Source organism: Mesorhizobium newzealandense (genome assembly GCF_042682145.1).
GTDB classification, from domain to species: Bacteria; Pseudomonadota; Alphaproteobacteria; order Rhizobiales; family Rhizobiaceae; genus Mesorhizobium; species Mesorhizobium newzealandense.
Genome location: NZ_JBHUGZ010000007.1, coordinates 211943 through 237892, shown reverse-complemented (window position 1 = coordinate 237892; position 25950 = coordinate 211943). Strand labels below are relative to the sequence as shown.

The following is a 25950-nucleotide window of genomic DNA, read 5'->3' as shown; positions in this document are numbered from 1 at the left end:
CCGGCACGCCGGAGCCAGTGCTCTTTACCTAGGGCAAGGCCAGCAAGCAATCGCAAGATGGCATATAGGGGTTGGGCCAGCGCGAGACGAGGGCAAGCAGGCATGAACGCGCCTCAAATACCCTACCCGAATACCTGCACGACCACCGTCAGCCAGAAAGCGGTGGTGACCGCGGCGCAGGCCGTGGCGATGGTCATCTGGTTCGACGCCAGCGCCTGGCCGGTGTTGAACTGGACAGCGATGAGATAGGAATTGATGCCGGACGGCAGCGCCGCGACCACGACCGCCACCTTGGCCGTCAAGGGCGGCAGGCCGAGCAGCCAGACGAAGGCAAGAACCAGCGCCGGCATCAGGAACAGCTTCAGCACCGAAAGCGCCAGCGCCGGCCGGACATTGCCGGAAATGCCGAAGCGGCGCAGGCTGAGCCCCATGGCGAAAAGCGCCACGGGCCCGGCCGTATCGGCCAGCGCATCGACCAGCTGCATGACAAGGTCGGGCAGCGGCACACCGCTGAGGCGCCATGCCAGCCCCGCCAGAATGCCGATGATCAGCGGATTGATGAACAGCCGTCTCAGGAAACTGCGGATGATGCGCAAGGGATGCATCGGCTCGCCGCCGCCCCGACCGAACATCTCGAACAGCACGATCGACGCCATCATCATGATCGGCAGGTGCACGGAGACCAGCAGCGACAGCACTTCGAAGCCGCTCGGGCCGAATATGCCAAGGATGAAGGGAGCGCCGAGCAGCACGACATTGGAGTAGGCCGACGACACCCCGCCGACGACCCCGGCGCGTCCATCCCGCCCGAAAATCCGCGTGGTGACGACATGGCCGGCGGTCCAGGTGATTGCCACTGCCGCGAAATAGGCGCCCCAAAGGGACCATGGCGCGACACCGTGGAAATCGGCATTCACCATGGTCTGGAACAACAGGAGCGGCATCGCCACGCTGACCGCGAAATCGGATATCCCCTCGCCGCTCGCCGGCTTCAGATAGCCCGTGAACCCGGCGAGATAGCCGAGCGCGACGAGGCTGAAGACGAAGAGGACGGTTTCGGTGAGCGGAGACATTTTTCCAGGGATAGGCGAGCCACGGTCGCGGCGCAATCGCGCCTGAATTTGATCATCGTCGGCTGGCAGCGTTATAGAGGGATTGAATTATCAGGGTGGGCGCGGACGACAAATGACCTTTGTCGAACCTTCAAAGCGTAATCTTGTCCGGCAGGCGTGGCTGACAGCTTTCGTCGCCGCCCTGTTTTGCCTTGCCGCGACAGCGCTTCAGGCCGCCGAAACGAAAAGCCTCAAGGGCGTGGCGCTGATCATCGGCCAGTCGAAATACGAACACATCGCCGCCCTCCCCAACCCGGCCAACGATGCCCGCGACATGGCCAAGATGCTGACCGACCTCGGCTTCGACGCGCGCAATGTCACCGACCGCGACGCCGCCAAGCTGAAGCGGGATCTGGAGCGTTTCACGGAGGATGCCGAAGGCGCCGATGTCGCCTTCATCTATTATTCTGGCCATGGCATCGAGGCCGGCGGCGAGAACTATCTGGTTCCAGTCGATGCCGACGTGTCGTCCCTGAAGGATGCCGACGCCACCCTGGTGCCGATTTCCGCCGTCATGGACGCTTTGAAAAAGACCGTGCCGGTGACGATCGTGCTGCTCGATGCCTGCCGCACAAATCCGTTTCCGGCGGACGCCGTGGTGCGACGCGCGCCAACAGCCTCCGCCTCGCCCATTGGCGCCGGCGGGCTGGAACCGGTGCGTGGCGCCAAGGCGCTCGGCAACACGCCGGCGACAGACGAAAGTCTGGGCACCGTGGTCGGCTTTGCCGCCGAACCGGGCCGCCCGGCGCTCGATGGCGCCGCCGGCGAAAACAGCCCCTATGCGGCAGCCCTGCTGCGCCATCTGGCGGCAATGAAAGGCACCGAGTTCGGTTCGGTCATGCGCATGGTGACGGAGGAGGTCTATCTCGACACCAAGGCCAAGCAGCGCCCTGGGTCAATGAGAGCCTGCGCCGCCTGCTCTATTTCGGCATTGCACCACCGGAACCGACCGGCGACGACGGGTTGATCACCGGCGAGCGGCGGCAGCTGCTGTTGACCATTTCCGACCTGCCCGACCCGAAGCGGGCGCAAGTGGAATTGGCTTCGCTGCAGGAAGGCGTGCCGCTCGACGCGCTCTATGGCGTGCTGAAGGCGCTCGGCACGGAAAAAATCCCCGAGGATCCGACAGATCTGCAAAAGGTGCTCGACGCCCAGGCCGAGCGCCTGAAGAAGATGATGTCCGAGCGCGCCGCGCTGCGCACCGACGATCCCGAAATCAAGCGCCTGGTCGCCTCCGCCGACAAGGCCATCGGCCAGGGCGCCATCGTGACGGCGCGCAAATTCCTCGATGACGCGGTCGGCCGGGTCGAGCAGACAAGCGATGCGGTCGATGAAGCCGAAGATCTCGTCAAGCAGAAGCGCCTTGCCGATGCCGCGATCTATGCTAGGCGGGCCGATGCCTCGGCGTTGGTCTTCGACTACAAGTCCGCCGCCAACGATTACGCCAAGGCGTTTTCGCTGGCCGAAAAATGGGACGACAAGCAGCGCTGGAACTACAAGAACCAGGAAGCCGAGGCGTTGAATGCTTTCGGCTATGCCACCGGCGATCTCGATGCGCTGCAGCACTCCATCGAGGCCTATCGCATCATCTTGAACTTCATTCCCAATGGCGAACAGAATCGCGACTGGGCGATCACCCGCAACAACATGGCGGTGGTGCTGCAGACCATCGGCGAGCGCGAGACCGAAACCGCGCGTCTCGAAGAGGCGGCGCAGATCTTTCGCGATTCCCTCATCGTGTTCGAGCGCGAGAAGGACGATCTCAACTGGGCCGCCGCGCAGAACAATCTGGCCAATGTGCTGTTGAAGATCGGTGAGCGCGAGAGCGACCCGAAGCGCCTGAACGAAGCGGTGGCGGCGATGCGCGCCACGCTGGAGAAGCGCCCGCGCGACGAGGTGCCGCTCGACTGGGCGGCTTCGCAGAACAATCTCGGCCTGGCGCTCTATGCGCTGTCCGAGCGCGAGGCCGCCGGCGAGCATCTGCCGCAAGCGGAGGCGGCCTACCGGCTGGCGCTTGAGGAATACACCCGCGAAAAAGCGCCGGTGGAATGGGCGATGGTCGAGAACAATCTCGGCAACACGCTCGTGTCGCTCGGCATCCAGCTCAACGACAAGGCGAAGATCAACGCGGCGACCGATGCGTTCCGCGCCGCACTCGAGGTGCGAACCCGTGAAACCTTCCCGGTCTCGTGGGCGACCAGCCGGCTGAATCTTGGCAACGCGCTGAGCGGCGTCGCTCGCTTCGACCTGGGCACCGGCGCGCTCGAAGAGGCCGCGGCGGCCTATGACGATGCGCTGACGGTGTTTACCCGGCAGCGTTTTCCGATGGACTGGGCATCCGCCCAGAACAATCTCGGTTCGATCTACCAGACGCTTGGCCAGCGCACCCTCGATGCGGCCAAGCTCGAACAGTCGGCCGCGGCGTTCCAGGCCGCCCGACAGGTTTATGTCAGGCGGAAATTCCCCCTCGACTGGGCAATGAGCCAGTACAATCTCGGCAACACGATGCAGCTTCTCGGCGGTGCGACCGACAAGCCGGAACATTACGGCGCGGCCATTGCCGCCTATCGCGATGCGTTGCGCGAATACAAGCGCGAGACGAACCCGCGGCAATGGGCACTGGCCCAGGCCGGCGTCGGCTCGGCGCTGCACTGGCTGAGCATGAGCAATGCCGATCCCAAGACCTTGCTTGAGTCCATCGCCGCCCGCAGGGCAGCACTTGAGGTGCTGACCATCGAGGCGGCGCCCGTCGACTGGGCCAATGCGCAGAACGGCATCGGCATGAGCCTGCTCAACCTCGGTAATCTCCAGCGGACCGACAAATATCTCAGCGACGCCGAGGCGGCTTTCACGGCAACGTTGAAGGTGTTCACCCGCGAAAGCCTGCCGATGCAGTGGGCGTTCGAACAGAACAATCTCGGCGACATCCACTGGAACCGCGCCAGCTATGGCGGCGGCAAGGCCGAATATCAGAAGGCAATCGAATTCTTCGAGAACGCCAAGCAAGGCTTTACCGAAGCCGGCTACACGATGCCCATCCCGTTGACCGACCAGAAGATCGATCTGGTGAAGAAGCAGTTGGCGAAGAAGTAGGGCTCCGTCCGACCGCGCCTTGTCTTTCGGCCGGCTTTACCGTCCCTATATGTCCAGTCACCGGAACCCATTGCCGGGAACCGGAGAAGGATAGCCTATGATTCGCTTTGCGCTGGCTTTGCTTCTGCTCGCCATCCCGGCCGCAGCCCACGCCACCGACGCCGGCTGGGCGCTGTTGCGCGACGGCGGACATGTCGTGCTGCTGCGTCATGCCATGGTCACCGGCACCACCGATCCGGCCAATTTCGACATCGACAGCTGCGCCACCCAGGTCAACCTGTCGGCGCGCGGCAAGCAGCAGGCGAGCAAGATCGGCGCCCTGTTTGCCGCCCGCGCGGCACCCATCGAGCGCGTGCTGTCCAGCCGCTACTGCCGCTGCCTCGACACCGCGCGGATCGCTTTCGAGGCCGAGCCGGAGCTCTTCGCGCCGCTCGATCTGCTGAAGGGCGACGAGACGCAGAAGGTGGCGCAGATCGCGGCGATCATGAAGGAAATCCGCGGCTATTCCGGCTCCGACAATCTGGTCATGGTCACGCATCTGGAGGACATCGTGGCGCTGACCGGCGTTTCGCCGCGCGAAGGCGAAGCCGTGGTCGTCGAGCCGCAGGGCGACGGCCTGCGCGTGCTTGGCCGCGTCACGTTCTGACCTCGGCTGTGTTGCAGAAATGCCACCACTGAAAGAAGCCGCAAATTGGCCACGACAATGCCGCTTGCGACAACCCGTCGCAGGGGCTATAGGCGCGCTCCCGGTCACGAGAACCGAGGTGAGCACAACGGTTGGAGCTTTCGTCTCCGCCCGTGCAGGCGGCTTTGCCGCCCTGTGTACGGCGCCGCTTTGGGGATTGGGATCGCGGATATAGCTCAGCGGAAGAGCGCCGGATTTGGGTCCGGAGGTCGCAGGTTCGATTCCTGCTGTCTGCACCACGGATAGCTCAGTTTGGTTAGAGCATCAGATTTAGGTTCTGATTGTCGAAGGTTCGAATCCTTCTCCATTGGCTGATAAGCCAGCACCCTGCCACGGTGTTATCTGAAAAACGGTCCGGGGACTGGAATGCGAAAGACCGGACGGACGGCCCAAGCCCTCGGGCGCGGATCATCCAGAAAGTCTGACGCCATCGGCCCGCGGCCAGGCCAGCGGTGACGATCAAGGCGCAGCATCGCCGGCAAGGGAGGCCAAAGCCTCCGGCGCCCGCTTCGCTGCCCCGCGATCCGCTCCCGAAGGCCCGCCACGGATGGATGCCACCAGTCCCCGGATCATTCGTGCCGGTCTATGACGATAGAAATGATGTGAAACGAGAAACGAAGGGAAGATCGACGCATGACTTGACGCCTCGCATGGGGCCATGCCCGACAGGAGTAAGACAATGACCATTCTCGACAAGGTTCTTGGACGCGAGCGCGTCCTCGTTAGGGAAAACGAACGTGCCCTCACCCTCTACAAGGGTGAGATCAAGGCTGTCCTGTTGCCGGGCGAGCATTGGCTCGCCAACCGGCGCGGAAGCCTCGAGGTGTCGCGGCACGATCTGAAGAACCCGGAATTCGTTTCGGCATACGAGAAGGCGTTGTTCGACAAGCTCCCGGATGTGGCCGCGCGTCATTTCACCGTCGTTCGCACCGGGCGCACGGAGGTCGCCGTCATCGAGCGTGACGGCAACCTGCACGCCGTGCTGGCGCCGGATCGCAAGCTCTTGCTGTGGACGGATGCCGGTCCGTGGAAGGTGACGGTGATCGACACCTCAGCCGATCTCGCCATCGATGCGGCGGTCATGCGCCGGCTCGGCCAGGCCCGGAAGACGGAATTGATGTCCGTCCATCCGGTCGTCGACGGTCAGGCCGGACTGCTGTTCATCGACGGTGTCCTGGTCAGGACGTTGACGGCGGGCGTGCATGGCTTCTGGAACGTCGGACGCATGGTGCAGATCAAGGTCGTCGACCTCAAGCGCCAGTCGCTCGATGTCGCCGGGCAGGAAGTGCTGACCAAGGATCACGTCACGATCCGCGTCAACATCGCCGCCGAATACCGGGTCGTCGATCCGGTCAAGGCGGTGAGCGCGGTGAAGGACTTCTCCGAAGCCCTCTACCGCGCCCTGCAGTATGCCTTCCGCAAGACGCTGACCGCGCTGACGCTCGACCAGATCCTTGAAAAGAAGGTGACGGTCGACGAGGAGGCCGCGACCAAGGTCCGCGCCGATATGGCCGAGATCGGGGTGGAGGTCAGCGATATCGCCCTCAAGGATGTCATCCTGCCGGGCGAGATGCGCGAGATCCTCAACCAGGTGGTGTCGGCTGAAAAGCAGGCCGAGGCCAACATCATCCGCCGCCGAGAGGAGACGAACGCCACGCGTTCGCTGCTCAACACGGCCCGGGTGATGGCGGAGAACCCGGTGATGCTGCGGTTGAAGGAGCTCGAGGCTCTGGAAACCATCGCCGGCAAGGTCGAGCGGCTGACCGTCCACAACGGAACGGGCGGGCTGCTCAACGACCTGGTCAAGCTCCGCGACAGCTGAGCTGACGTAACGTCAAAGGGAAGGGCCGCCGGGTCAACCGGCGGCCCTTCTTGCGTTTCTTGAGCACCCTACCCATCTGCGCCCGGCGTATCAGGCCTTTTCCTGCCGGGAAAAACCGATTAGACAGCGCCCAAACACATGCGGACAGATTCCGCCCGCAACCGAAGGAAAAGCCCCTTGTCCACCACGTTCGACAAAGTCGCCAAGATCATCGCCGACACCAGCGAGATCGATATCGACACCATCACGCCCGAGAGCCACACGATCGACGATCTCGGCATCGATAGCCTCGACTTCCTCGACATCGTCTTCGCCATCGACAAGGAATTCGGCATCAAAGTGCCGCTGGAAAAGTGGACCCAGGAGGTCAATGACGGCAAGGCTTCGACCGACGACTACTTCGTCATGAAGAACCTGTGCGCCAAGATCGACGCGCTGGTCGCCGCCAAGACCGCCTGACGTCAGTTGAGCGCGCGACCTTGACGCGCTCTGCCGCCTGACCCACAAAGCCGCTCATGAGCAGCCCCCACGACGTCGTCATCACTGGTATCGGCCTTGTCTCCTCGCTGGGAGAGGGTCCGGACGCCCATTGGCAGAAGCTCGCGCAGCCGGGTCTGCAGCCGGTGCTCGAAGCGGCGCGCTTCGCGCCCTACACCGTCCATCCGCTGCCGGAGATCGACTGGAACCTGCAGATCGCCAAGCGCGGCGACCAGCGTCAGATGGAGACCTGGCAGAGGCTCGGCACCTATGCTGCCGGCCTGGCGCTGGATGATGCCGGCATTAAGGGCAATGACGAACTCTGCACGACCATGGACATGGTTGTGGCGGCCGGTGGCGGCGAACGTGACGAAGCGGTCGACGCCGCCATTCTCGCCGCTTCCGAAAGCCGCAACGACCGCGACGTGCTGCTCAACGAGAAGCTGACCACCGAATTGCGGCCGACGCTGTTCCTGGCCCAGCTTTCCAATCTGCTCGCCGGCAACATCTCCATCGTCCACAAGGTAACCGGCTCGTCGCGAACCTTCATGGGTGAGGAAGGTGCGGGCGTCTCCGCCGTCGAGACGGCCGCCGCACGTATCCGCTCCGGCCAGTCGACACACATCCTGGTCGGCGGCGCCTTCCAGACCGAACATTCCGACATGCTGCTCGGCTACGAGCTTGCCGGCTATCTGCATCGCGGCCCGTGGAAGCCCGTCTGGCAAAGACAGGGTGCCGAGGGCGGCGGCGTGGTTTCAGGCTCCGGCGGCGCCTTCCTGGTGCTGGAGCAGCGCGAACACGCGACTAGCCGGGGCCGGAAAATCTATGCCGAGCTCGGCCCGGTCGTCTCCGGCCGCGCCAGGCGGTCACGGGGGGGAACTCGATACCGAGATCGCCGCACTGCTCAGCAAAGCGGCATTGCCGAACGGCAAACTGCTTGCCCTGTCGGGCGCATCGGGCGCGCATGCCGCAACCAATGCCGAGAAAGCAGCACTCGATGCCAATCCGGCGATCGCCGCGCGCGGCTTCTCGACGCTGACCGGACATATGAAGGAAGCGCAGTTTCCGTTCGCCGTGGCGCTGGCCGCACTCGCCGTCGACCGCAAGGCCGCCTACCCTGTTTTTGATGCCGCAGCCGAAAAGCCGTTCGAAGGCGTTCCCGCAAGCGTCCTTGCAACGGCGATCGGCTATCACCAATTCGAGGGCATGGCGCTGGTCAACGCCGCCTGAGGCGGCGCTACGCAATCCATGTTGTAACGATAAAAGGTCGAGGGCTCCGGATGGCCAATCTGAACGATCACATGGGCAGGCCGATCGTCGCCGTCACCGGCATCGGCGTGGTGACCTCGCTTGGCGTCGGCAAGGCCGACAATTGGGCGGCGTTGACTTCCGGCAAATCGGGCATCCACCCGATCACCCGCTTCCCGGTCGATCATCTCAACACCCGCATCTCCGGCACCGTCGACTTCCTGGCGTCGAGTTCGAAAGGTGCCAGCCCCCTCACCTATGAGCTTGCCGAAACCGCGGCGCACGAGGCCGTGGCCGAAGCCGGTCTCAATTCCGGCGACTTTGGTGGTCCGCTGTTCCTGGCTTCGCCACCGGTCGAACTCGACTGGCACGAACGCTTCTCGCTCTATAATTCCGACAAACAGGATGCCGGCGCCGAAAGGCTGCTGCGGGTGGCCCGCGGGCTGAAGGCGACAGACATTTTCGAGACCACCCAGTTCGGTTCGATCGCCGACCGGCTTGCCGACCGCTTCGGCACGCGCGGCCTGCCGATCACGCTGTCGACCGCTTGCGCCTCCGGCGCCACCGCCATCCAGCTCGGCGTCGAGGCGATCCGCCGCGGCGAATGCGACCGGGCGCTGTCGATCGGCGCCGACGGTTCGGCGACGGCCGAGGCACTGATCCGTTTCTCGCTGCTGTCGGCACTATCGACCCACAACGACATTCCGGAAAAGGCATCAAAACCCTTCTCCAAGGACCGCGACGGCTTCGTGCTGGCCGAGGGTTCGGGCGCTCTCGTGCTGGAATCGCTCGAAGCCGCGCTGGCGCGCGGCGCCACCGTTCTCGGCATCCTGCGTGGTTGCGGCGAGAAGGCCGACGATTTCCACCGCACCCGCTCCAAGCCGGACGGTTCACCGGCGATCGCCGCGGTTCGTGCCGCCCTTGCCGATGCCGGCCTGAGCAAAGACGAGATCGACTACGTCAACGCCCATGGCACCTCGACGCCGGAAAACGACAAGATGGAACATCTGTCGCTGTCGACGGTGTTCGGCGAGCGGATCGGCTCGATGCCGGTCTCGTCGAACAAATCGATGATCGGCCACACGCTGTCGGCGGCCGGCGCCGTCGAGGCGGCGTTCTCGCTGATGACGATGCGCGAAAGCGTCATTCCGCCGACCATCAACTACGACAATCCGGACCCGGCGATCGTGCTCGACGTGGTACCGAACAAGAAGCGCAACGCCGAGGTTCGCACAGTTCTGTCGAACTCCTTCGGCTTCGGCGGCCAGAACACTTGCCTTGTCATGGCGCGGGAACCGGTCTAAGCGACCTTTTTCCGCCAATCAGAACTGACAGGCTCCATGCGCGCACTGCAACTTATCGAGGACCGCCGTCTTGAGACGGTGGACCTGCCGCCTCCGCCACCGCCGGCACTCGGCGAAGTCACGCTGCGCATCAAGGCAGTTGCCTTGAACCACATCGATGTCTGGGGCTGGCGCGGCATGGCCTTCGCCAAGCGCAAGCTCCCGCTGGTCGTCGGCGCCGAGGCCTCAGGCGAGGTCGAGGCGGTCGGTCCCGGCGTTTCCAGCCTGCTGCCTGGGCAATTGGTGTCGATCTACGGCGCGCGCACCTGCGGCTTGTGCCGTGCCTGCCGCGAAGGCCGCGACAATCTCTGCGAACATGTTTCGGGCGTTCACGGCTTTCATCTCGACGGCTTCGCGCAGGAGAAGATCAACCTGCCGGCCCGCCTGCTGGTCCCCGCCCCGCCCGGCGTGACCGATATTGGTGCTGCGGTAGCGCCCGTCACCTTCGGCACCGTCGAGCACATGCTGTTCGACAACGCCCGACTGCAGCCCGGCGAGACCATTCTTGTCCATGCCGGCGGCTCCGGCATCGGCTCGGCGGCCATCCAGTTGGCGAAGCGGATGGGCTGCACGATCATCACCACGGTCGGTTCGAACGACAAGATCGACAAGGCCAAGGCGCTCGGCGCCGACCACGTCATCAACTATCGCGACGACCGTTTCGAAGGCGTCGTGCGCAAGCTGACCAAGAAGAAGGGCGTCGATGTCGTCTTCGAACATGTCGGCGCCGACACTTTTGCCGGCTCGATGCTGTGCCTGAAGCGCGGCGGCCGCCTGGTGACCTGCGGCTCCACCTCGGGCGTGTCGACGCAGATCAATTTGATGCAGCTGTTCCAGCAGCAGTTGAAACTGCTCGGCTCGTTCGGCTGCCGCATGGAGAACATGGCCAACGCCATGCAGAAAATGGCGGCGGGACAGGTCGCACCGGTCATCGACACCGAAGTCGGCTTCAACGAGATCGATGCCGCGCTGAAGCGCATGGAAAGCCGCGACGTGTTCGGCAAGATCATCCTGCGCGTCGGCTAAGGCCCTGACCTCAGTGTTCAAGAAGTTTCGCCGGGATCTCAAATTTCGCTATGGCAGGCAGCTGCGCCAGTTGAACTACTGGCTGGTTGCGCGCGCGGCGATGATAATCATCTCGATCCTGCGCCTCTTGCCGGCCGACAGCGCGCTGAATTTCGCCGACCGCGTCGCGCGCCGTGTCGGCCCCTGGGTGGGGCGCCACCAGGTCGCCGTCGACAATCTGCGCAAGGCCTATCCGGAAAAGAGCGAAGCCGAAATCCAGGCCATCGCCTCGGACATGTGGGGCAACATGGCTCGCCTTGCCGCCGAATACATCTTTCTCGATGCCTTGTTCGACTACGATCCCGCCGCCACCAGCCCGGGTCGCGTCGAGGTCAAGGGGATAGAGCATTTCGTCGAGATCGCCGCCGAAAAGCAGCCGCATATCGTCTTCACCGGCCATCTCGGCAATTTCGAATTGTTGCCGGTGGCCGCCGCTACCTTCGGCATGAACATCACGGCGCTGTTTCGCCCGCCCAACAACCCCTACCTCGCCGACTACATCCTTTCGACGCGCCGCTCGACCATGGGGTCCCTGCTGCCATCGATGGCCGGCGCTTCGTTTGCATTGGCGGGAGTCCTGGAGAACGGCGGCAACATCGGCATCCTTGTCGACCAGAAATTCTCCAACGGCCTGGAGACGACATTCTTCGGCCGTCCCTGCCAGAGCAATCGGGTGCTGGGCACCCTTGCCCGTCACTACGACTGTGACGTCTATCCGGCGCGCTGCGTCAGGCTGCCGGGTAACCGCTTCCGGCTCGAGATCGAGGACAAGCTGACCTTGCCGCGTACCGCTGACGGCAGCGTCGATGTCCACGCCACCACACAGCTTCTCGCCGACGTGGTCGAGCGCTGGGTGCGCGAAGACCCCGGCCAGTGGATGTGGTTCCACAAAAGGTGGGAGATCGGCGGCGGGCGGAGAAAGCGTCCCCCACAGCCGGCTCCGATTGCAAGCACCTGAGCCAATCCGCTGGCGGGAAAGCGAGTTCCACGCCAGCCGATAATACCACGGTCAGCGAAACCGGGCTTCAGTTCGTCACGACAATCCGCGTGTTGCCGAAACCCACTTCCCGCACCATCGAATAGAAGGCTGCGGCATTGGCCGTGTGCAGCCGCACGCAGCCATGCGATGCCGGGCGGCCGAGCTGCCTGACGGCGCCTGTTCCATGGATGGCATAGCCGCCATGGAAGAACACGGAATAGGGCATCGGCGACATATGGTATTTGCGCGAATACCACATCCGGGCCGTGCGTTGCGGCCGATAGGTGCCGCGCGGCGTGAAATAGCCGGGTCGCGCGGTGGACACGCTCCACCGGTAAACCGAAAAGCCATATCTGACCGTCATCGTCTGCGAAGATACGTCTATGTTTGCAACGAGGCTGGCTGCCCAGCCCTGCCCCGCAGCACCGAACAGCATCGCGACAAACACGGCTGCCATGAGAACTGTCTTTTTCATGCGATCAAACCCCTTTGATTGCCCCTTGCCTGCCATCACGTTGTTTTTCATCTTTTTAATGGCAGGTGAACGGGATAACACACACTCCTTGACCAATTCGCCAATGCGATGCAGCGAATTTGAATGATTTCCCGCGATAGTTGCCGCTACGACACGCCGCACGGATCTGATACGAGCGGGCTTGCAAAACCGCCGATATCGCTGCTCAACTTGTCGCATGAACGAGCGACTCCTCAAGGCAATCGATGACCGGCGCGACGATGTCGTCGCGCTGACCGCCGACCTGATCCGTTTTCCCACCATCAACCCACCCGGCGAGGCCTATCGACCATGCGCCGAGTATCTCGGTGCGCGGCTGAAGAAGAGCGGCTTCGAGACCGAATTCATCCGCGCCGAAGGCACGCCCGGCGACACCGATCGCTACCCGCGCGTCAATGTCGTCGCCCGTTTCGACGGACGGTCGCCGGGCGCCTGCGTCCACTTCAACTCGCATATCGACGTTGTCGAGGCCGGCGACGGCTGGACCGTCGACCCCTTTGCCGGGGTCGTCAGGGACGGCAAGGTCTACGGCCGCGGCGCCTGCGACATGAAGGGCGGCCTGGCCGCCTCGGTCATTGCCGCAGAAGCCTTCATGGAGGTGTTTCCCGACTTTCCCGGCGCCATCGAAATATCGGGCACCGTCGACGAGGAGTCCGGCGGCTTCGGCGGCGTCGCCCATCTGGCCAGGCTCGGCTATTTCTCGAAACCCAGGGTCGACCACGTCATCATTCCCGAGCCGCTGAACAAGGACCGCATCTGCCTTGGTCATCGCGGCGTCTGGTGGGCGGAGATCGAAACCAGGGGCGAGATCGCGCACGGCTCGATGCCGTTCCTCGGCGACAATGCCGTACGCCATATGGGCGCCGTGCTGCAGGCCTTTGAGGATGAGCTGTTTCCGGCGCTCGACCGCAAGATGACGCGCATGCCGGTCGTGCCCGAAGGCGCAAGACGCTCGACTATGAACATCAACTCCATCCATGGTGGCCAGACCGAGGATTTCCGGCCCGGCCTGCCTTCGCCCAACGTGCCCGATTCCTGCCGGCTGACCATCGACCGGCGCTTCCTGCTCGAAGAGGATCTCGGCACGGTCAAGGGTGAAGTGACCGGCATTCTCGACCGGCTGAAGCGCGAGCGGAAAAAATTCGACTACGAGATCCGCGACCTGATGGAAGTGCTGCCGCTGATGACGGAGCGCGACGCACCCGTGGTCAAGGCGGTGGCGCAAGGCATCATGGCGGTCTTCGACCGCGAACCGGACTATGTCATTTCGCCCGGCACCTACGACCAGAAGCACATTGCCCGCATCGGCCACATCTATGATTGCATCGCCTATGGCCCGGGCATCCTCGACCTCGCCCACCGGCCGGACGAATGGGTCGGGATCTCGGACATGATCGAATCGGCCAAGGTGATGGCGATCGGGCTCAACGTGCTCTTGCGCGGCACAGCCGCGGGATAGCCCGGCATCCCGACAAGCTTCGACCTGCCGATGGCACTGCAACGGCAAAAACATTCCCAGCCATCCTGCCGGGCAGAACGAAACGCAATTTACTCCGTGGCAAAATCACGCTTCTATCGCCCGGGTTTGAGCACGTGTCTGAAACGCATGGGAGTTGCACGATGAGATTGTGGAAAACCATTCTAGCCGCCGCAGTGCTGTCGCTGGCCGCTGGAACCGCGGCATTCGCCGCGCGAACCGATCTCGTCATCGGCATTCCGCTCGAACCGCCGCACCTCGATCCGACGGCCGGTGCCGCCGCGGCGATCGACGAGGTTCTCTACGCCAATGTGTTCGAGGGCCTGACCCGCATCGGACCGAATGGCGAGGTGCTCCCGGATCTGGCCGAAAGCTGGACCATTTCCGATGACGGCAAGGTCTACACCTTCAAGCTTCACACCGGCGTCAAATTCCATGACGGCACCGATTTCGATGCCAGCGACGTGAAATTCTCGCTGGATCGCGCGCGCGCCGACAACTCGGTCAATGCGCAGAAGGGTCTGTTCGCGGCGATCGACAAGGTCGACGTCGTCGATCCGGCGACGGTCAAAGTAACGCTGAAGAACCCGCAAGGCTCCTTCCTCTACAATATGGGCTGGGGCGACGCGGTGATCGTGGCGCCGGAATCGGCCGACACCAACAAGGAGAAGCCGATCGGCACCGGCCCGTTCAAATTCCAGAGCTGGGCCAAGGGATCGTCGATCACGCTGGTCAAATCGGACAATTACTGGGGCACGCCGGCGTTCCTCGACAAGGCCGAGTTCCGCATCGTTCCCGATGCCGCGGCCTATGTGCCGGCACTGCTCTCGGGCGACATCCAGGCTTTCCCGTTCTTCGATGCCGACAGCGTCGCGCAGGTCAAGGACGATCCGCGCTTCAAGGTGGTGATCGGCGCGACCGAGGGCGAAACCCTCCTGTCGATCAACAACAAGAAGCCGCCCTTCGACAAGCTGCAGGTGAGACAGGCGATCTCCTATGCGCTCGACCGCAAGGCGATCATCGACGGTGCCTCGGCCGGCCTCGGCGTGCCGATCGGCTCGCACATGTCGCCGGCCAACAAGGACTATGTCGACCTCACCGGCCGCTATCCGCATGATGTTGCCAAGGCAAAGGAACTGCTGAAGGAGGCAGGCCTCGAGAACGGCTTCAAGGCAACGCTGAAGCTGCCGCCGCCCACTTACGCGCGGCTCGGCGGCGAGATCATCGCCTCGGAGCTTCGCGACGTCGGCATCGATCTTGAGATCGTCCCGGTCGAATGGGCGCAGTGGCTGGATCAGGTGTTCACCAAGAAGGACTACGACCTGACCATTGTCTCGCACACGGAGCCCAACGACATCGATATCTATTCGCGCAAGGATTATTACTTCAACTACGACAATCCGGCCTTCGACAAGGTGATTGCCGATTTGAACCTCACCTCCGACGAAGCCAAGCGCAAGGAACTGCTGGGGCAGGCGCAGAAGATCCTGGCCGACGATGCCGTGGTCGGCTTCCTGTTCGAACTGCCCAAGGTCGGCGTCTGGGATGCCAAGCTGCAAGGGCTGTGGGAAAACGCGCCGATCCAGGCCAATGACGTGACCAGGGTGAAGTGGAGCGAGTGAGGCTGTTGGCCAAAAGGCGACGCTTGCGCTCCTTCGCGTCCTCCACTGAGGGGGGCGCCGCAGAACGATACTGTAGCCCGATCTTTGGGACCGGGAACGCAGCTGTTCTTTCACCTCCATGACCGCCTATCTTCTCAAGCGCCTTGCCATCGCGCTCGCCACGCTGGTGCTGGCCTCCATGGTGGTGTTCGCCGTGCTGGAGATCCTTCCCGGCGATCCGGCGCGGCTGATGCTGGGCATGAACGCCAGCGCCGACCAGGTCGAGCTGCTGCGCAACCAGATGGGTCTCGACGCGTCGCTGCCTTGGCGCTATCTGCACTGGGCCGGCGGCCTGCTCAGCCTCGATTTCGGCCGCTCCTACACCTATTCGGTACCGGTCATCGATCTGGTGCGCGAAAGGCTTGCCGTCTCGCTGCCGCTGGCGCTGATCGCGCTGGCGCTCTCAACCATCATCGCCATCCCGGTTGGCCTGTTTTCCGCCAGCCGGCGCGGACGGGCCGGCGACACGCTGGCGATGGGCGCCGCACAGCTTGGCGTCGCCGTGCCCAATTTCTGGTTCGCGCTGATGCTCATCTATGTCTTCGCCGTCTGGCTGCGGCTGGTCCCGGCCGGCGGCTTTCCCGGCTGGAGCGCCGGCGTCTGGCCGGCACTGAAATCGCTGCTGTTGCCGGCAGTGGCACTTGCTCTGCCGCAAGCGGCGATCCTGGCACGCGTTACCCGCTCGGCGCTGATCGAGGTGCTCAACGAGGACTATATCCGCACCGCCCGCGCCAAGGGCCTGCCCTACCGCGCCGTGTTGTGGCGGCACGCACTGCGCAACGCCATGATTCCGGTGCTGACCATTATTGGCCTGCAATTCGCCTTCCTGCTTGCCGGCACCATCATCATCGAGAATGTCTTCTACCTGCCCGGCCTCGGCCGGCTGGTGTTCCAGGCGATCACCCAGCGCGACCTGATCGTCGTCGAAAGCGTCGTCATGCTGCTGGTTGCCGCCGTCATAGCCGTCAACCTCCTCGTCGATCTTTCCTATGCGATCGTCGATCCGCGCCTGAGAGGCCGGCAATGACGCTGCACATCGACATCCCCGAGGAGACGTTCAGCAGCATCCTGGCCAAGGCGTTCAGGAACACCGCCTTCGTTGCCGGTTTCGTCATCACCTTGCTGATCCTGTCGATGGCGATCGTCTCCTATGGCTGGACGCCCTACGACGTCACGAAACTCGTGATATCAGACAAGACGCAAGGGCCCTCGCTGGCGCACTGGTTCGGCACCGACCATTTCGGCCGTGACATCCTGTCGATGGTCATGGTCGGCGCCCGCAATTCGATTGCAGTGGCGCTGGTCGCGGTCGGCATCGGCATGGGGGTCGGCGTGCCGCTCGGCGCCTTTGCCGCGGCCCGCGGCGGCCTCGTCGACGAGGCACTGATGCGGCTGAACGACCTCGTCTTCGCCTTCCCTGCGCTGCTGTCGGCCATCATGATCACCGCCATCTTCGGACCGGGCGCCGTCAATGCCATCATCGCCATCGGCATCTTCAACATTCCGGTGTTTGCCCGCGTCGCCCGCGCAGGCGCACTGGCGATCTGGCCGCGCGAGTTCATTCTTGCCGCGCGCGCCGCCGGCAAGAGCAGCACGCAGATCAGCATCGAACATGTGCTGCCCAACATCGCTACGCTGCTCCTGGTGCAAGGCACCATCCAGTTCGCGCTCGGCATCCTGGCCGAAGCCGGGCTTTCCTATCTGGGCCTGGGCGCGCAGCCGCCAATGCCGAGTTGGGGCCGCATGCTGTTCGACGCGCAGACCCGTATGGTGGTGGCGCCATGGATGGCGATCTTTCCCGGCATGGCGATCGTCGTCACCGTGCTTGGCCTGAACCTCCTGGGCGATGGCATCGCCGATATCCTCGACCCGAAATCGCGGCGGCAGCGATGAGCCTGCTCGACATCGAGAACCTGTCGCTGGCCATCGGCGACACGCCGATTCTGAGCGGTATCGACCTTTCCGTCGCGCCCGGCGAAGTGATGGGGCTGGTCGGTGAATCCGGTTCGGGCAAGTCGATGACCGCGCTGACGGTGATGCAGCTTCTGCCCCATGCCGCGCGCGCCACCGGGCGCGTCACCTTCGACGGCATCGACATCCTCGCGGCAACCGAGGACCAGATGTGCGCGCTGCGCGGCGACGACATCGGCATGGTGTTCCAGGAGCCGATGACGGCACTCAATCCGGTCAAGACCATCGGCGAACAGGTCGCCGAAGGCATACGCTGGCACACCAAGGCAAGCCGCGCCGACGCCGAGGAGCGGGCGCGAAAAATGCTCGACCGCGTCGGCCTGCCCTCGGCAAAATTCCCGCTGTCGCGCTATCCGCACGAACTGTCGGGCGGCCAGCGCCAGCGCGTCGTCATCGCCATCGCCTGTGCGCTGAAACCCAAACTGCTGATCGCCGACGAGCCGACCACGGCGCTCGACGTGGTGCTGCAGGCGCAGATCCTCGACCTGTTGCGTGACCTCGTCGCGGAGAGCCGCATGGGCCTGTTGCTGATCTCGCACGATCTCGCGGTCGTGACCGAGATGGCCGATCGCATCACCATCCTGCGCCGTGGCGAGGTGATGGAAGCCGGCGACACCGCACGCACACTGTCCGAACAGCTTCACCGCTACACGCGCCAGTTGGCGCAAGCCTCGATGCATGTGCCGGCGCGGGCAAGACCGCAAGGCGTCGCATCGGGCCAACCCTTGCTCCAGGTCGAAAGCGTGACCCGCGACTATCCCGGCCGGCGCACCTCGCTGCTCAAGCGCGCAGCCTCGATTCGTGCCGTGGACGACGTATCACTGTCGATGGCGCCGGGCCAATCGGTGGCGCTGGTCGGCCGCTCCGGCTGCGGCAAGTCAACGCTCGCGCGCATCATCCTGGCGCTGGACCGGCCAAGCTCGGGCACGATCCGGTTCCGCGGCGAGACCATCACCGGCAGGAACGAAGCGGAACTGAAGCCTGCCAGGCGCGACATGCAGGTTGTCTTCCAGGACCCCTATGGCTCCTTCGACCCGCGCCAGAAGGTCGAAAAACTGGTCGCCGAACCCCTGCATGTGCTGGACAAGAAGCCGACGCGCGCCGAGCGCCGCGAGATGGTGGCGCACGCGTTGCATGAAGTCGGCCTCGACCAGCGCGACATGGACAAATATCCGCACGAATTTTCCGGCGGCCAGCGCCAGCGCCTGTCGATCGCCCGCGCCATCATCACGCGCCCCAAGCTGGTCGTCGCCGACGAGCCGGTCTCGGCGCTCGACGTCTCGATCCGCGCCCAGATCCTCGACCTGTTCGCCGAGCTCAACCAGAAGCTCGGCATCGCCTATCTCTTCATCACCCACGACCTGACCGTCGCCCGCGCCATCACCGACGAGGTGCTGGTCATGCATGACGGCAAGATCGTCGAGCGCGGCAAGACGAACGAAGTGCTGGATCACCCGCAATCCGAGGCGGCCAAGGCGCTGGTCACCGCCGCACCGGACCTGCACCGGGCAATCACTCGGCGTATGCAGGAGCAGGGTTAGCCCTTCAGATCATCTGGAATTTTCCGGTGGTCTTGAATCGGAGATAGGCCTCGATGCTGCGCGCCATATTGGGCAGCATTTCGGGCAAGCTGCCAACGGCGAACCAGCCGACGGCGCTGCTCTCGTCGTCGGTGACGGCCGGCTCGCCTTCAAAGGAGCGAGTGTAAAACATCAGCGCGAAGAACTGGGCGCGATCGCCATTCGGAAACTGAAAGGTTTCATAGTGCGGGTCACAGCCAAACCCGAACGGCTCGACATCGCTGACGATCAACCCGGTTTCCTCGAGTACCTCCCGGATCACCACGGTCTCCAGGCCCTCGCCTTCCTCGGCATTGCCGCCGGGCAGGCCCCACAAGCCAAAATCGGTCCGTTTCTGCAGCAGGATGCGGCCGTCGGCGCGTTCGATGACGATGCGCGCGCCCGGCATCAGCACCAGACGATCACCGATCAGCGCCCGTAACTGTCCCAGATAGCTATCGGCAAAGCTCACACAAACGACCCTCAGCGCCGGCGATTGGTTCTGCCACGCAGCGCCTCAGCCTTCCGGCTTGACCACATCGACCGGACTGATGTCGAGCAGGTCGAGCGTGCGGCGCAGCAGCCGCACCTCGCTCTCGGCCAGCTGCGAATCCGCCTTGGCGATCTCGGCCATGTGGCGGGCCAATTGCTTGCGCCGCTCAATGTCGAGGTCACGGAACAGCGCAATGGCCTGCGAGCCGTTGGTCTCGTAGCCGAACTCGTTGAGATATTCGATGACGCTGTCGATGCTGGTTTCGGCGATGCCGAAGGCGTCCTTGCATATCCGCCGGAAGGCAACCATCTCACTCTCGCTGACCGACCCGTCGGCCAGGATCATGCGGAACAGCATCAGAAGTTCCGCCGACAAGACCGGATCGTCCGCCACCTTGCGCACGCCCGGGTCGCCGTCGAAGATCGAGCGTATCTGGTCCAGCAATGCGAATGCCATCAGGGGCCTCTTTCCGATTCTAGCGCGTCGCATGATTCCGTCCAAACGTGACGCGCTTGGATAGAGGTAGCGCGGAATCGGCCTTGCGCAAACAGGGCGGTCGTGGTCGAACGCCCGATATCTCAGCCGACCGGACACATCCATACATCAGATGATCGACCTTAGCACCCAAACCGTCGCCATGCTGGCGTTCGCCGGCTTTGCCGCGGGCTTTGTCGATTCGATCGCCGGCGGTGGCGGACTGATCACCATCCCGGCGCTGCTGCTTGCCGGTTTCTCGCCGGTCGAGGCGCTTGGAACCAACAAGCTGCAGGGCATGTTCGGCTCCGGGTCGGCGACGATCCATTACGCCTCCAAGGGCCATGTCGATTTGCGCCGACAACTGCCTTCGGCGCTGCTCGCGCTTGCCGGAAGTGCTGTCGGCGCCTTGCTGGCAACGATCGTGCCAGGCGATCTCCTGCGCGCCCTCCTGCCCTTGGTGCTGATCGCCATCGCGCTCTACTTCGCGCTGAAGCCCAACATGAACGACGTCGATCGCACTGAGCGCCTGTCGCCATTCCTGTTCGGAGTGACCCTGGTTCCCGCCATCGGCTTCTATGACGGCCTGTTCGGGCCGGGCGCCGGCTCCTTCTACATGCTGGCCTTCGTCGCCCTTGCCGGTTACGGCGTGCTCAAGGCGACGGCGCACACCAAGCTGCTCAACTTCGCTTCCAACATCGGTGGCTTCATCGTCTTCGCCGCCGTCGGTGTCGTCTACTGGAAGATCGGCCTGATGATGGGTGTTGCCCAGTTCCTTGGCGCCCGCGTCGGCGCCAGCCTGGCCATGCGCATCGGTGCAAGACTGATCAAGCCATTGCTGGTGATCGTCTGCCTGGCGCTGGCCGTGAAGCTCCTGGCCGACCCGGCGAACCCGCTGCGTGTCATGATTGGTGTGTGATCACACGCCCTGATAGAATGCCGCTGTTCGAATCATGTTGCGAGGAGCCAGACATGAATCTTAGCGCACCCACCCAGATCGTTTTTATCATTTCCGTTGTTATCGCCATCATCGGCGTTCTCGCCGCGCTTGGCGTTCTTGCGTTCATTCCACTCGCATCGGTGTGGATTGTTCTTATTGCTTTCATCGTGCTTGCCGGCGGCTGCTTGATGCGCGGCGCCTGACACATTTCCCTTGAAGTGGGGACCATGAGCGCCCGGCCAAAAGCCGGGCGCTTTTGATTCTGGTCTGGGGTCTGCTAGATTTCTTTCCGCGGAAGGATGCCGATGCCAGTCGAGATGCAACGCCAGCAGGAACAGGACCGGTCGGTCGCCGGGCGGTTCGAGATGCGCCGGCGTCTTCCCAATCCTGCGCTTCAAGGCACTATCACCGACATTTGCGGCTATCGCGAAATGGCGCCCGGCCATTTGCGCAATGTCGAATACGCATCGCTGACCGTGCCGCTGGTGATCAGCTTCGCCGAGCCTTTCGCCATCGGGCTCGGCAAGGCGCCGGGCGACAATGATCGCTTCGCCAGTTTCGCCGCCGGCCTCTTTGCCGGACCGGTGGTGATCGAATCCTTCGGCGGCGCCTGCTGCGTCCAGGTCAACTTCACACCGCTTGGCGCGCGCCGGTTCTTCCGCCGGCCGATGAGCGAACTGACCGACAGCATGGTCGTCCTCGACGACGTGCTTGGCGCCGAAGGCATGGCGCTGCGTGAACGGCTTGGCAACGCGCCGGACTGGGCGGCGCGTTTCGATATCGCCGAAGCCTTCGTCGCCGCCCGTCTCGAGAACGCCGCCGAAACGCCGCTCGAAATCGCCTGGGCCTATGACCGCATTATAACCTCTGGTGGCCGGACCCGCATCTCATCGCTTGCCGAAAGGCTGGGCTGGAGCCGCAAACATCTTGCCAGCGGCTTTTCCAATGCGATCGGTATCGGCCCCAAGACGCTGTCGCGCATCGTGCGCTTCAACCGGGCGCTGGGCCTGTCGAGGCAGCCGACTGCCGACTGGGCGGATATCGCCGCGGACTGCGGCTATGCCGACCAGGCACATCTGGTGCGCGAGTTCCGCGTCCTTGCCGGCGAGACGCCGACGGCGCTTTCGGTCAGGTAACATTTCTTCAAGACGCTGAAACGGCCTTCGAACACAGTGGGTTATCGACCAACCCAATGAAGGAGATTGACATGCCCACCACCCCTGAAGCGCCCCGCCTCTACCCCGCCCTGCGCTATAAAAACGCGGCAAGAATGATCGACTGGCTGTGCGAAGCCTTCGGCTTCAGCGTCCGTGCCCGCTATGGCGAAGGCGATGTCGTGCACCATGCCGAATTGGTTTTCGGCTCTTCGATGATCATGCTCGGCACGGTGCGCGACGATGACTACGGCAAGATGGTCGGCGAGCCCGGCTCGAGCGGCGGCAAGTCGATCTACATTGCCGTCGACGATGCCGATGCAGCCTATGCCAAAGCCAGGAAGGCCGGCGCCACGATCATCCAGGAATTGACCAACCGCGACTATGGCAGCCGCGAGTTCATCTGCCGCGACCCGGAAGGTAATGTCTGGTCGTTCGGCACCTACTGGCCGAAGACAGGCGAAAAGGCGTAGCCCTACCGGGCCAGCGCGAAAATCGCGTCGCAGTCGAGGTGGGTTTCCAACTCGGCTGCGACCTCGTCCAGCGCCCGCTCGACTTCGGCCCGATAGTCGATGCCGCCACCCTTGATACCGAGGCTTTGGAGGAATTTCCCGCGAAAGCCGTCGGCGCCGAACAGGCCATGCAGATAGGTGCCGACCACCTTGCCGTCAGCGGAAACGGCGCCATCCTCGACGCCATTGATGATCGCCGACGGTCGCATCATGTCCGGACCGGTGGTGCGGCCGAGGTGGATTTCGTAACCTTCGAGCGGCAGGTCGAACAGCACCGAGCGGGCGCTGACATTGCGCACCGTCTTTTCCGGTTCCATCACTGTTTCGACGTCAAGCAGGCCGAGCCCTTCGGCCTCGGTGACGCTGCCTTCGATGCCGTCGGGGTCGCGCACTGTCCGGCCAAGCATCTGGAAGCCGCCGCAAATGCCGACGACATGGCCGCCCCGCTTGCGATGCGCGAGCAAATCGCGATCCCAGCCGTTCTCGCGGAATTTCAGGAGATCACCGATCGTCGACTTGGAGCCTGGGATGACCACCAGTCCGGCATCGGCGGGCAATGGCTTTCCGGGCGGAATGAACACCACCTCGACCTGCGGTTCGGCCTTGAGCGGATCGAGATCGTCGAAATTGGCAATGCGGCCAAGCATCGGCACGGCAATCTTGAGCGCACGCGCCTCGCCGGACGCCAGCCGTTCCAGCACCACCGAATCCTCCGAAGGCAAGCGGGCTGCCGCCTTCAGCCACGGCACGACGCCAAAACAGCGCCAGCCGGTGAATCCTGTGATCGACCTTATGCCGTCGTCGAACAGCGAGACGTCGCCGCGGAACTTGTTGATGAGGTAGCCGACGATCATGCGCCGGTCCTCTTCCGGCAAGATCAGATGCGTGCCGGCGATCGAGGCGATGACGCCGCCGCGATCGATGTCGCCGACCAGTACCACCGGCACGTCGGCGCGCGTCGCAAAACCCATATTGGCGATGTCGCGGCTGCGGAGATTTATCTCGGCGGGCGAACCGGCGCCCTCGACAATGACCAGATCGGCGCCCTCGCCAACCTTGCCCCAGGAGTCGAGCACGGCATCCATCAGCCGGCCCTTCATCGCCTGATAGTCGCGCGCCCGCGCTTCGCCGAACACCTTGCCCTGCACGATGACCTGCGCGCCGACATCGGTTTGCGGCTTGAGCAGCACCGGGTTCATATGGACCGATGGCGCCACACCGCAAGCGATCGCCTGCAGCCATTGCGCGCGGCCGATCTCGCCGCCGCCGGCATTGTTGTCGCCGGGCATGTCGGCGACGGCGGCATTGTTCGACATGTTCTGCGGCTTGAATGGCCGCACCTTCAACCCGCGCTTTTTTGCTGCGCGGCAGAGGCCTGCGACCAGCACCGTCTTGCCGACATCCGAGCCCGTGCCCTGCAGCATGATCGCCTTGGCCATCAGCCCCTGCCCTGAGTAGCGGTGCCGGTAATCGTGGATTTCGCCGCCAGCGGCCCGCCGCGCCAGATGTAAAGCGCCAGCAATGGCTCTTCGGCCGTTCGCATGGCGTGGTTGACGTTGGAAGCGTGGTGGACGACCTCGCCGGCCGCGCGCCGGCGAAAGCCGCCCTCACCCATGCGCCATTCGGTCCCGCCGGTCAGCGGCATGTAGATTTCCTCGGCAACGTGATGATGGTCGGGATAGACGATATCGGGGCCAAGGATCAGCAGGCCAGCGGCGACTTCTTCGTTGGCGAAGTGGCCGCGCGTGCCGAACATCTCCAGCCAACCGTAATTGTCGATGAATGCCTTGCCGAAATCCGCCTCGCCATAGGTCTGTCCCCAGCGCAGATCGTTCCGGTGCTCCGCCAGCCATTGCACCAGCGGCTTCGCAGCCGGCGGCGCCAGTTCCACGGCGCGAGCGAGGTGGCGCAGGCAGCCAAGCGGATGCGGCTCCAGCGCGCGCGCTGGCATGTCCCACGCGATCCGCGCCACGGCATCGCGCACCAGGGCGTGATCCACGGAAGCGAGATAGGCGTGGAACCGCCCCAGCAGCTCATCGAACTTTGTCGTCACATCTTGCTCCGGACATGTATTGGTGCACCGCCGTCCGCGGAAGGTCGGGTTGCGCGGCGGCATCATTGGTCTAGATTGGTGCGCGCGCAAAGCCAAAAACGACAGGCCGGCACCTCAGCCGGCCAGCACATAGGGAGCACGCCATGGACGCCGCGGTCGATGCGAGCACCAGCCAGTTCGAACTCAACGAGGAGCAGCGTGCCATCCAGGAGATGGCACAGGCCTTCGCCGCCGACCGCGTCGCGCCGAATGCGCTCGATTGGGACCGCAGGAAACACTTTCCCGCCGACGTGATCCGCGAGACCGGCCCGCTCGGCCTCGGCGGCATTTACACCCGTGACGATGTCGGCGGTTCCGCGCTTGGCCGGCTCGACGCCGTGCTGATCTTCGAGGCGCTATCGCACGCCGATCCGGCCTTTTCGTCGTTCATCTCGATCCACAACATGGTGGCCTCGATGATCGACCGTTTCGGCAATGACGAGCAGCGCCAGCGCTTCCTGCCCAAGCTCACCTCGATGGAATGGCTGGCGAGTTATTGCCTGACCGAACCCGGTTCCGGATCCGACGCTGCGGCGCTGAAGACGCGCGCGGTGAAGAGCGGCGGCGACTATGTGCTGAACGGCACCAAGCAGTTCATCTCGGGCGCCGGCGACAGCGACGTCTACGCCGTGATGGTGCGCACCGGTGCTGACGGGCCGAAAGGCATTTCCACCATTGTTGTACCAAAAGATGCGCCCGGCCTCTCCTTCGGCGCCAACGAGCACAAGATGGGCTGGCACATGCAGTCGACCCGCCAGGTCATCTTCGAGGACTGCAAGGTGCCGGCGGAAAACCTGCTCTCGGGCGAAGGCGCCGGCTTCGGCATCGCCATGGCGGGGCTCGACGGCGGCCGGCTGAACATCGCCGCCTGTTCGCTGGGCGGCGCGCAATCGGCGCTCGACAAGGCGCTCTCCTACACTGCCGAGCGCAAGGCTTTCGGCTCCAAGATCAACCAGTTCCAGGCGCTGCAGTTCAGGTTGGCCGACATGGAGACCGAGCTGCAGGCGGCGCGCATCTTCCTCTATGCCGCCGCCTCGAAGCTCGACCGCAAGGCGCCGGATGCCGGCAAATGGTCGGCCATGGCCAAGCGCTTCGTCACCGACACCGGCTTCAACGTCGCCAACGATGCACTGCAACTGCTCGGCGGTTACGGCTATCTGCACGATTACGGCATCGAGAAGCTGGTGCGGGACCTGCGCGTGCACCAGATCCTCGAAGGCACCAACGAGATCATGCGCGTCATCATCGCGCGGGCGTTGATTGGAAGGCAGTAGGCAGT

The 25950-nt window shown here is 63.8% G+C and carries 24 protein-coding genes, 2 tRNA genes and 1 pseudogene; 21 read left to right on the top strand and 6 right to left on the bottom strand.

Annotated elements, in window-relative coordinates; all coding sequences use genetic code 11:
* Positions 1–122: 122 nt before the first annotated feature.
* The gene (locus ACFSOZ_RS09930) at positions 123–1073 is read right to left on the bottom strand and encodes an AEC family transporter (protein WP_379096678.1); all 951 of its coding nucleotides are present in this window, start codon (positions 1071–1073) and stop codon (positions 123–125) included.
* Between the two features lie 112 nt (positions 1074–1185).
* On the opposite strand from ACFSOZ_RS09930, the gene ACFSOZ_RS09925 reads away from it, so the two are divergent.
* The 11 genes and pseudogenes from ACFSOZ_RS09925 to ACFSOZ_RS09875 all read left to right on the top strand — a co-directional run bounded on the left by ACFSOZ_RS09925 (position 1186) and on the right by ACFSOZ_RS09875 (position 11803).
* Complete coding sequence (locus tag ACFSOZ_RS09925) at positions 1186–2079, top strand: caspase family protein (protein WP_379096675.1); 894 nt, start codon at positions 1186–1188, stop codon at positions 2077–2079.
* Positions 2080–2105: 26 nt separating this feature from the next.
* Complete coding sequence (locus ACFSOZ_RS09920) at positions 2106–4205, top strand: tetratricopeptide repeat protein (protein WP_379096672.1); 2100 nt, start codon at positions 2106–2108, stop codon at positions 4203–4205.
* A gap of 97 nt (positions 4206–4302) precedes the next feature.
* The gene (locus ACFSOZ_RS09915; protein ID WP_379096669.1) at positions 4303–4851 is read left to right on the top strand and encodes a histidine phosphatase family protein; all 549 of its coding nucleotides are present in this window, start codon (positions 4303–4305) and stop codon (positions 4849–4851) included.
* A gap of 204 nt (positions 4852–5055) precedes the next feature.
* Positions 5056–5129: transfer RNA gene (locus tag ACFSOZ_RS09910), tRNA-OTHER, on the top strand.
* Between the two features lies 1 nt (position 5130).
* Positions 5131–5197 (top strand) — tRNA-Leu (locus ACFSOZ_RS09905).
* A gap of 372 nt (positions 5198–5569) precedes the next feature.
* Complete coding sequence (locus ACFSOZ_RS09900) at positions 5570–6712, top strand: slipin family protein (RefSeq protein ID WP_379096666.1); 1143 nt, start codon at positions 5570–5572, stop codon at positions 6710–6712.
* 177 nt (positions 6713–6889) lie between these two features.
* Entirely contained in the window at positions 6890–7171 is a 282-nt protein-coding gene (locus ACFSOZ_RS09895; protein WP_010909964.1) for an acyl carrier protein, read from the top strand.
* A gap of 56 nt (positions 7172–7227) precedes the next feature.
* Positions 7228–8419, top strand: a pseudogene (locus ACFSOZ_RS09890) (beta-ketoacyl-ACP synthase).
* A 50-nt stretch (positions 8420–8469) separates the two neighbouring features.
* A complete protein-coding gene (locus ACFSOZ_RS09885) occupies positions 8470–9741 on the top strand; it encodes a beta-ketoacyl-ACP synthase (RefSeq protein WP_379096663.1) in 1272 nt (423 codons plus the stop codon).
* Between the two features lie 36 nt (positions 9742–9777).
* Positions 9778–10806: a zinc-binding dehydrogenase gene (locus ACFSOZ_RS09880; protein ID WP_379096659.1), complete on the top strand. Its 1029-nt coding sequence runs from the start codon at positions 9778–9780 to the stop codon at positions 10804–10806.
* Between the two features lie 13 nt (positions 10807–10819).
* A complete protein-coding gene (locus ACFSOZ_RS09875; RefSeq protein WP_379096654.1) occupies positions 10820–11803 on the top strand; it encodes a lipid A biosynthesis lauroyl acyltransferase in 984 nt (327 codons plus the stop codon).
* Positions 11804–11870: 67 nt separating this feature from the next.
* Here ACFSOZ_RS09875 and ACFSOZ_RS09870 read toward each other — a convergent pair whose 3' ends face one another.
* Positions 11871–12299: a L,D-transpeptidase gene (locus ACFSOZ_RS09870; protein ID WP_379098128.1), complete on the bottom strand. Its 429-nt coding sequence runs from the start codon at positions 12297–12299 to the stop codon at positions 11871–11873.
* A 217-nt stretch (positions 12300–12516) separates the two neighbouring features.
* Between ACFSOZ_RS09870 and ACFSOZ_RS09865 the strand changes: the two genes are divergently transcribed.
* The 5 genes from ACFSOZ_RS09865 to ACFSOZ_RS09845 all read left to right on the top strand — a co-directional run bounded on the left by ACFSOZ_RS09865 (position 12517) and on the right by ACFSOZ_RS09845 (position 18988).
* The gene (locus ACFSOZ_RS09865) at positions 12517–13797 is read left to right on the top strand and encodes an acetylornithine deacetylase/succinyl-diaminopimelate desuccinylase family protein (protein ID WP_379096651.1); all 1281 of its coding nucleotides are present in this window, start codon (positions 12517–12519) and stop codon (positions 13795–13797) included.
* Positions 13798–13958: 161 nt separating this feature from the next.
* A complete protein-coding gene (locus tag ACFSOZ_RS09860) occupies positions 13959–15437 on the top strand; it encodes an ABC transporter substrate-binding protein (protein WP_379096648.1) in 1479 nt (492 codons plus the stop codon).
* Positions 15438–15555: 118 nt separating this feature from the next.
* Positions 15556–16503, top strand: a complete 948-nt coding sequence (locus tag ACFSOZ_RS09855) for an ABC transporter permease (RefSeq protein ID WP_379096645.1) — start codon at positions 15556–15558, stop codon at positions 16501–16503.
* A complete protein-coding gene (locus ACFSOZ_RS09850) occupies positions 16500–17369 on the top strand; it encodes an ABC transporter permease (RefSeq protein WP_379096643.1) in 870 nt (289 codons plus the stop codon). Before ACFSOZ_RS09855 ends, ACFSOZ_RS09850 begins: the two co-directional genes overlap by 4 nt.
* A complete protein-coding gene (locus tag ACFSOZ_RS09845) occupies positions 17366–18988 on the top strand; it encodes an ABC transporter ATP-binding protein (RefSeq protein ID WP_379096640.1) in 1623 nt (540 codons plus the stop codon). The genes ACFSOZ_RS09850 and ACFSOZ_RS09845 overlap by 4 nt, the downstream gene beginning before the upstream one ends.
* A gap of 4 nt (positions 18989–18992) precedes the next feature.
* On the opposite strand, the gene ACFSOZ_RS09840 is transcribed toward ACFSOZ_RS09845, so the two are convergent.
* Both ACFSOZ_RS09840 and ACFSOZ_RS09835 read right to left on the bottom strand, forming a co-directional pair.
* On the bottom strand, positions 18993–19478 hold the full coding sequence (locus tag ACFSOZ_RS09840) for an NUDIX domain-containing protein (protein ID WP_379096637.1): 486 nt from the start codon (positions 19476–19478) through the stop codon (positions 18993–18995).
* Between the two features lie 45 nt (positions 19479–19523).
* Positions 19524–19955, bottom strand: coding sequence for a TerB family tellurite resistance protein (locus tag ACFSOZ_RS09835; protein WP_379096634.1), 432 nt, complete (start codon positions 19953–19955; stop codon positions 19524–19526).
* A 151-nt stretch (positions 19956–20106) separates the two neighbouring features.
* On the opposite strand from ACFSOZ_RS09835, the gene ACFSOZ_RS09830 reads away from it, so the two are divergent.
* From ACFSOZ_RS09830 to ACFSOZ_RS09815, 4 genes are all read left to right on the top strand, one after another.
* Positions 20107–20892, top strand: coding sequence for a TSUP family transporter (locus ACFSOZ_RS09830; protein WP_379096631.1), 786 nt, complete (start codon positions 20107–20109; stop codon positions 20890–20892).
* A 53-nt stretch (positions 20893–20945) separates the two neighbouring features.
* Complete coding sequence (locus tag ACFSOZ_RS09825) at positions 20946–21116, top strand: hypothetical protein (RefSeq protein WP_023812274.1); 171 nt, start codon at positions 20946–20948, stop codon at positions 21114–21116.
* 102 nt (positions 21117–21218) lie between these two features.
* Entirely contained in the window at positions 21219–22049 is an 831-nt protein-coding gene (locus ACFSOZ_RS09820; protein ID WP_379096628.1) for a helix-turn-helix domain-containing protein, read from the top strand.
* 71 nt (positions 22050–22120) lie between these two features.
* Complete coding sequence (locus ACFSOZ_RS09815; protein ID WP_379096625.1) at positions 22121–22540, top strand: VOC family protein; 420 nt, start codon at positions 22121–22123, stop codon at positions 22538–22540.
* Positions 22541–22542: 2 nt separating this feature from the next.
* Here ACFSOZ_RS09815 and ACFSOZ_RS09810 read toward each other — a convergent pair whose 3' ends face one another.
* Together ACFSOZ_RS09810 and ACFSOZ_RS09805 are read right to left on the bottom strand one after the other, a co-directional pair.
* Positions 22543–24018, bottom strand: coding sequence for a cobyric acid synthase (locus tag ACFSOZ_RS09810; protein WP_379096622.1), 1476 nt, complete (start codon positions 24016–24018; stop codon positions 22543–22545).
* Complete coding sequence (locus tag ACFSOZ_RS09805) at positions 24018–24632, bottom strand: dimethylsulfonioproprionate lyase family protein (protein WP_379096618.1); 615 nt, start codon at positions 24630–24632, stop codon at positions 24018–24020. Before ACFSOZ_RS09805 ends, ACFSOZ_RS09810 begins: the two co-directional genes overlap by 1 nt.
* Positions 24633–24775: 143 nt before the next feature.
* Between ACFSOZ_RS09805 and ACFSOZ_RS09800 the strand changes: the two genes are divergently transcribed.
* Positions 24776–25945: an isobutyryl-CoA dehydrogenase gene (locus ACFSOZ_RS09800; RefSeq protein ID WP_379096615.1), complete on the top strand. Its 1170-nt coding sequence runs from the start codon at positions 24776–24778 to the stop codon at positions 25943–25945.
* Positions 25946–25950 lie beyond the last annotated feature (5 nt).

Coding starts and splice junctions, on each gene's coding strand:
- ACFSOZ_RS09930 (WP_379096678.1), bottom strand. CDS start 1,073: ATGTCTCCGCTCACCGAAACCGTCCTCTTCGTCTTCAGCCTCGTCGCG.
- ACFSOZ_RS09925 (WP_379096675.1), top strand. CDS start 1,186: ATGACCTTTGTCGAACCTTCAAAGCGTAATCTTGTCCGGCAGGCGTGG.
- ACFSOZ_RS09915 (WP_379096669.1), top strand. CDS start 4,303: ATGATTCGCTTTGCGCTGGCTTTGCTTCTGCTCGCCATCCCGGCCGCA.
- ACFSOZ_RS09900 (WP_379096666.1), top strand. CDS start 5,570: ATGACCATTCTCGACAAGGTTCTTGGACGCGAGCGCGTCCTCGTTAGG.
- ACFSOZ_RS09885 (WP_379096663.1), top strand. CDS start 8,470: ATGGCCAATCTGAACGATCACATGGGCAGGCCGATCGTCGCCGTCACC.
- ACFSOZ_RS09880 (WP_379096659.1), top strand. CDS start 9,778: ATGCGCGCACTGCAACTTATCGAGGACCGCCGTCTTGAGACGGTGGAC.
- ACFSOZ_RS09870 (WP_379098128.1), bottom strand. CDS start 12,299: ATGAAAAAGACAGTTCTCATGGCAGCCGTGTTTGTCGCGATGCTGTTC.
- ACFSOZ_RS09865 (WP_379096651.1), top strand. CDS start 12,517: ATGAACGAGCGACTCCTCAAGGCAATCGATGACCGGCGCGACGATGTC.
- ACFSOZ_RS09860 (WP_379096648.1), top strand. CDS start 13,959: ATGAGATTGTGGAAAACCATTCTAGCCGCCGCAGTGCTGTCGCTGGCC.
- ACFSOZ_RS09855 (WP_379096645.1), top strand. CDS start 15,556: ATGACCGCCTATCTTCTCAAGCGCCTTGCCATCGCGCTCGCCACGCTG.
- ACFSOZ_RS09850 (WP_379096643.1), top strand. CDS start 16,500: ATGACGCTGCACATCGACATCCCCGAGGAGACGTTCAGCAGCATCCTG.
- ACFSOZ_RS09845 (WP_379096640.1), top strand. CDS start 17,366: ATGAGCCTGCTCGACATCGAGAACCTGTCGCTGGCCATCGGCGACACG.
- ACFSOZ_RS09835 (WP_379096634.1), bottom strand. CDS start 19,955: ATGGCATTCGCATTGCTGGACCAGATACGCTCGATCTTCGACGGCGAC.
- ACFSOZ_RS09830 (WP_379096631.1), top strand. CDS start 20,107: ATGATCGACCTTAGCACCCAAACCGTCGCCATGCTGGCGTTCGCCGGC.
- ACFSOZ_RS09825 (WP_023812274.1), top strand. CDS start 20,946: ATGAATCTTAGCGCACCCACCCAGATCGTTTTTATCATTTCCGTTGTT.
- ACFSOZ_RS09820 (WP_379096628.1), top strand. CDS start 21,219: ATGCCAGTCGAGATGCAACGCCAGCAGGAACAGGACCGGTCGGTCGCC.
- ACFSOZ_RS09815 (WP_379096625.1), top strand. CDS start 22,121: ATGCCCACCACCCCTGAAGCGCCCCGCCTCTACCCCGCCCTGCGCTAT.
- ACFSOZ_RS09810 (WP_379096622.1), bottom strand. CDS start 24,018: ATGGCCAAGGCGATCATGCTGCAGGGCACGGGCTCGGATGTCGGCAAG.
- ACFSOZ_RS09800 (WP_379096615.1), top strand. CDS start 24,776: ATGGACGCCGCGGTCGATGCGAGCACCAGCCAGTTCGAACTCAACGAG.